At 39.6% G+C, this 5,354-nt stretch carries 8 protein-coding genes; all 8 read left to right on the forward strand.

The window, feature by feature from the left end; all coding sequences use genetic code 11:
• Positions 1–15 precede the first annotated feature (15 nt).
• The 8 genes from LIX84_RS22940 (at position 16) to LIX84_RS22985 (ending at position 5,231) form a co-directional block, all read left to right on the forward strand.
• On the forward strand, positions 16–552 hold the full coding sequence (locus tag LIX84_RS22940) for a nucleotidyltransferase family protein (protein WP_226422245.1): 537 nt from the start codon (positions 16–18) through the stop codon (positions 550–552).
• Between the two features lie 107 nt (positions 553–659).
• Positions 660–1,196: an AAA family ATPase gene (locus LIX84_RS22945; protein ID WP_226422239.1), complete on the forward strand. Its 537-nt coding sequence runs from the start codon at positions 660–662 to the stop codon at positions 1,194–1,196.
• 115 nt (positions 1,197–1,311) lie between these two features.
• The gene (locus LIX84_RS22950) at positions 1,312–2,307 is read left to right on the forward strand and encodes a hypothetical protein (RefSeq protein WP_226422240.1); all 996 of its coding nucleotides are present in this window, start codon (positions 1,312–1,314) and stop codon (positions 2,305–2,307) included.
• A gap of 149 nt (positions 2,308–2,456) precedes the next feature.
• Entirely contained in the window at positions 2,457–3,176 is a 720-nt protein-coding gene (locus LIX84_RS22955; protein ID WP_065274609.1) for a hypothetical protein, read from the forward strand.
• A gap of 231 nt (positions 3,177–3,407) precedes the next feature.
• Entirely contained in the window at positions 3,408–3,653 is a 246-nt protein-coding gene (locus tag LIX84_RS22960; protein WP_226422241.1) for a hypothetical protein, read from the forward strand.
• A 163-nt stretch (positions 3,654–3,816) separates the two neighbouring features.
• Positions 3,817–4,344, forward strand: a complete 528-nt coding sequence (locus tag LIX84_RS22970) for a hypothetical protein (RefSeq protein WP_226422243.1) — start codon at positions 3,817–3,819, stop codon at positions 4,342–4,344.
• A gap of 190 nt (positions 4,345–4,534) precedes the next feature.
• Entirely contained in the window at positions 4,535–4,906 is a 372-nt protein-coding gene (locus LIX84_RS22980) for a DUF6864 domain-containing function (protein ID WP_104023912.1), read from the forward strand.
• A complete protein-coding gene (locus LIX84_RS22985; protein WP_226422244.1) occupies positions 4,899–5,231 on the forward strand; it encodes a hypothetical protein in 333 nt (110 codons plus the stop codon). Before LIX84_RS22980 ends, LIX84_RS22985 begins: the two co-directional genes overlap by 8 nt.
• Positions 5,232–5,354 lie beyond the last annotated feature (123 nt).

Genomic DNA, 5,354 nt, shown 5'->3' on the forward strand with positions numbered 1-5,354 from the left:
GGGCACAGGGCGGAAATGGACAGAATCGTAGAATTAGTCAATCAAGATCCAGTTAGAGTCAAAGCCTTAGAGTACGTCTCTAAATTGGGCTTGCCTCAATGCTATATTGCAGCTGGTTTCGTTCGTAATCTTGTTTGGGATGCACTGCATGGTTTTGATGTAGCGACACCATTGAACGATGCGGATGTTATTTACTTTGCTCCTGACGAGAACGACCCTAAAGCATATTTACAGTATGAATCTCAGCTCAAGCAGCTAATGCCAGAAATTAACTGGCAAGTTCGTAACCAAGCACTCATGCATACTCGAAATGGCGATTTACCTTACACAAGCTCCCTTGATGCTATGAGTTATTGGCCAGAACAAGAGACAGCTGTTGCCATTCGACAAGTCGCACCTGGTAGCTATGAATGTATTGCGGCTTTTGGGTACGAATCCTTATTTGGTTACTGTGTCACACATAATCCTAAAAGGTCACGAGAAACGTTTGAAAATCGTGTAAATTCAAAGTGCTGGTTAGTAAGGTGGCGATCTTTGAGAACTGTGCCCTAACAAAGCATTTAAGAGTGATTCGCAACGCTTGGCAGTTTCGCTTCGCTCAAGTATAGCCAAGCGCCGCTCACACCTTAATGCGGCGTTAGCCGTCTATGGAGTTTTGTTTGAATAATCGAGTAGTTTTTACAGGTGGTCCAGGTTCAGGGAAGACTTCAGTTATCGAATTTCTGCGCCAGATGGGGTACGCAAGTGCACCTGAAGTTGGGCGAAAAGTCATCCAAGCCCAAGTAGAATTGCAAGGTACAGCATTACCTTGGTTGGACAAGGCTGCATTTCGCGACGAAATGGTTCTTGAAGAAATCGATAATTACGAAAACTTTGGTGGTACTGAAATTACGTTCTACGACCGAAGTATTATCGACTCGTATGGGTACAGCAAGCTTGAGCGCATACCTATATCGGATCTTTTGTTAGCGAAATGTGGTGAACTGATTTATTGCCGTAAAGTTTTCATTTTTCCACCTTGGGAAGAAATCTACGAAAATGACGCTGAACGAAAGCAGGACTTCCTTGAAGCAATAACGACATATCGTGAAATGGTGAGCGCATATATTAAATTTGGCTATGACTTAATTGAAGTTCCTAAGGTTTCAGTTAAAGAAAGAGCACAGTTCATCGTCAGCAAAATGAGCGACGGCTAACAAAGCATTTAAGAGTGATTCGCAACGCTTGGCAGTTTCGCTTCGCTCAAGTATAGCCAAGCGCCGCTCACACCTTAATGCGGCGTTATAAGCAATTTTAGGAAAGTATGTAGTAATGGAAAATTTAAGTAGTGGTCAAAAAAGTTCATTTACTCGTCTACGTAATCAAATCAAAGACGAATTTGAAACCCTAATTGCTGAAATTAGAGAGAAGCGTGATCAAATTGAAGAAATGAGAGTGCTTCTTCTGGAAGACGATGATGACGGTATATCAATTCAGTCTGAGGTACTAAACGCCAGAGAAGAAGCAAACAAAAAACTAGAAGAAATTAGCACGCTGCTTGAAAACACAGAAGAAAAATATGAGCTAATAACAAATTCTCATGATGGCTTAGTTCCAAGCATTGAATCTATACACACTGATATCAAGGGTGTGTACGATGAATGTTATGCGTTGATGAAGTCCTTCAACCAATCTTCCGAGCTGTTATATGGTCACCAAAATGACGGGTTAGAGTCAAAGTTAAGAACTTTGGCAAAAGATTATGAATCAAGTCTAAAAACCAATAGAACTAAAGCGGAAGAACTTTTACTTCAAATTGAAGGGGCGCTTACTGGTGCCACGAATGTTGAACTTGCTAAAGCATTTCAAGACCAAAAAGAGTCATACAAGCTGCCTAAAAATGGTTGGGCTATTTTATTCATCTTAACTATTGGTTTCATGATCTGTCTCGGCTTAGATGCAGCTTCAATTTCCAGTCAAGGTTCTCAGTATTTGTATGACTTAGGTAAACGCTTAATGGTCTTTGGTCCATTGATATGGCTGGCTCTATTCGCCAGCAAGCAACAGGCTCAGAACAAGCGCCTTGAGCAAGAATACGCTCACAAGGAAGCTGTAACTAAAACCTTTGTAGGGCACCAGCGCCAAATTGAAAAGCTCGCTGAAAGTGATGAAAAAGACTCGTTACTTGTTCAACTTGCACAAACAACGATTAACACCATTGATTTCAACCCAAGCTCGACCTTGGAAAAGTCAAACCCTAAGAAAGACTTGCCAGCATCAGAGCTGTTAGATCTTGCAAAGAAAGCTGTAGATAAAGTGGGCAAATAATTGCTTATAACAAACAATTTAAGAGTGATTCAGCACGCTTGGCATTTTTGGTTTAGGTTTAGTTCAGTGTTTACGGTGTTCAAATTGAGTGTTGTGGTCGCGTGCTTCACACCTTAATTGGGCGTTAAGCGACAAGCGGTGGTATAAGTATGTTTAGTAAAAAATTTCTTGATAAAGATCGTTCAGTTCAAGAGCGATGGTTTCGTTTGAAGTTCCACAGTCGCTTTGGTTCAAAGATCCGATACTTGTTTATGCTTCGCCTGCATTACAAATTGAATCGAGAATTTAAGGTCAAAGATAAGGCAATAAATAACGCAATTGACATAACCGTGCGTGAATATCGAAAAATTGACGAAAGCTTGTTTCCTGCGACTAAGCAGTTTTTTAATATTGGTTTGTTTTTCTTGCTCGCCGAAAGAGACATTCAAGCTTTAAAAGCTGATGCTTTCTCACATCCTAATGAAACTAAAAGAAACATTGCTCTCAGAACTCTCATTCTTACTATATATGAGTGGGACATGGGGAAAGTTACTGGGCGTAAAATGCACTTTATCTATGAAGCAACTGGATTATCAGAAACATCCAAGTCTCAAGTTGTAAGTGCACTAAAAGAGCTAAAGAAAGCACGTAAACTTATAGAATCGCAGTTCTCTGAAACACGCCATAACACCATTGCTCATAGAGAGAAAGAAGCAATCAAACAATACGAAATTATCTCGGAACTTGATGTTATGAAGTTTTCGGAAGCATTGACACAATTCTATAAGGCGTCCGATGCGCTATTAACATCTTTGATTGTTGCAATGTTGGAAATTGGCTCACCTAAGAATTTGCTACATCAAGCGATCAACTCCAAGAAAGTCGCTTAACAAAGCGTTTAAGACGGATTCCCAACGCTTGGCATTTTCGGTTTGATTCAGCTTTAGTGTTTACGGCACAATGGTTTAGGTCAGGTGGTAGCGTTGCTCACCACTTAACGCGGCGTTAAGTAACAAACTGGTATTAGAGTCTTAATATTCAACTATTTGAAATGTACTATGTTGCATTTCTAAGCTTTGGTTTAGAATTACCTTTCCGAAAATAATGTTTAAGAGGATAAAATGTCTATTCCATCAATGACCTGTAACCATGTTCAAGTTTTGAAAGCGTATTTAGCAACTACACCGCATACGCTTGAAGCAAAGCCAAATGGTCAAAACAAGTATACTTTTCCAGATGGCTTAGTTGTAAATTTATATGATACGACTGGTAAAGTGGTTTTTCAGGGAAGTGTCGCAACTAGCCAGTTTGGACAGCAGATTGTTCAAATGGTCAATCAAATGAACGTTCCTACGTTTGAGAGTTAACCCGATCTGTTAGACAGTTACTTAACAATCTGTTTAAGAGTGATTCGCAACGCTTGGTATTTTTGCTGTGCGTTGCGTTTTGTGTTTAAGGTGGCATGCGGTAGCTTCGGTATTGCGTTGCTCACACCTTAACAGGGCGTTAGGTGAACTGGAGGTTAACAAGGTGCAGATAAAGTTTAAAAGTCGATATAAACTTAAAAAATGGTTGAAGAATGCAGTAAATGTTTCTGTTTTAACCATTGCATTGAGTTCACAAGTTTCTGAACTACAGACTAATATTTCGTCACCATCGAAGCTGTATAGCGCATTTTCAGAGAGAGTAGAGTTATTACCCAAAGGCAGGTACTTTGTTAGTTATGAAGAGGTTGAAAAGGAAGATGGTGACTTTAGTATTAACAGCTACTATTGGGTTTATGCGTCAGAGCAAAAACTAAAGCATGGCATGGCGTATGGCAGTTTATCTGAATTTAAGAATGAGTTAGTCGATTTTGAATATGTTATTTTGAGTCGTAATCAATCGTATGAGTACCAAACGGTAGAAATGTTTATTTTAATGCCAACCGATCCTTTGGAAATAAGCGCGTTAAAAAGAATCTTGAGCCGACATGCTGATACTTATGCATCTTTCGCAAACGAGAAAGAGCCCATATCAAACATGCAGTTTGGTAGGCGCGAACTGAAGTTCACCTAACAATCTGTTTAAGAGTGATTCGCAACGCTTGGCATTTTTGCTATGCGTTGCGTTTTGTGTTTAAGGTGGTATGCGGAAGCATCGGTATTGCGTTGCTCACACCTTAACAGGGCGTTAGGGCTCTTTGTTTACTACTCGAGAAATGCAGTTAATGATATAGTTCAAATACGGTTTTTATGGCGTACCATCTATGAATAAATACGGTATTCAAGTTACTAAGTTTACAAACGGTTTAGAGGTTTTAGAGTCTGGGGTTGTCCATATATCTAGTCCAGATCTTGAATTTCAGATTGATAACCTAAAGGTGAAGTTTTTATTTGTTAGTGATGAAGGCTCACCTAGATATGAAGGCAAGGTAGAAGATGGCGTTCTTCTCTTCAGGCTCTTTAACTTTAACAACTCGTTAGGTGAAGGGTTAGATCAGCCAGTACCAATAGCTTCAATAAAAGGAAAAGAGCTCTATATACAGTTTTATGTCAACTCAAATCTAAACGGTGCTAATGGTCAGGGAGCGTTTCGTGAGTTTAAGTATACGTTTTTGTTAGGTGATGCAAATGGATGAAAATCAAACTGAAGGGCAATTTACGTTTGAGTCTAAAGCTTCCTCTAAGCCTGATAGCAAGCCCAGAATTAATGAAAAGCACCTAGTCGGCAAGATTGCCAGTCAAATAGGGACTGGGCAAAATGCAAAAGATTCGTTCATTTGGATGACTATAACTTGGAGCTTTTATATTTCAACTGGTCTATCTGCTGCAATATTTTTGAAATATTGCTTTATAACACCGACACCTGAAAGTGATTATATGACTTATATTAAAGATATATGGTCTATTTTTACTCCGATCATTACTCTTGCTCTTGGTTATGCTTTTGGTAAGGGGCAGTAGCATGAACAAGCCCTAACAATCTGTTTAAGAGTGATTCGCAACGCGTGGCATTTTTACTATGCGTTGCGTTTTGTGTTTAAGGTGGTATGCGGGAGCTTCGGTATTGCGTTGCTCACACCTTAA

Source organism: Vibrio sp. E14 (assembly GCF_020515785.1).
In the GTDB taxonomy this organism is placed as follows: Bacteria; Pseudomonadota; Gammaproteobacteria; order Enterobacterales; family Vibrionaceae; genus Vibrio; species Vibrio diabolicus.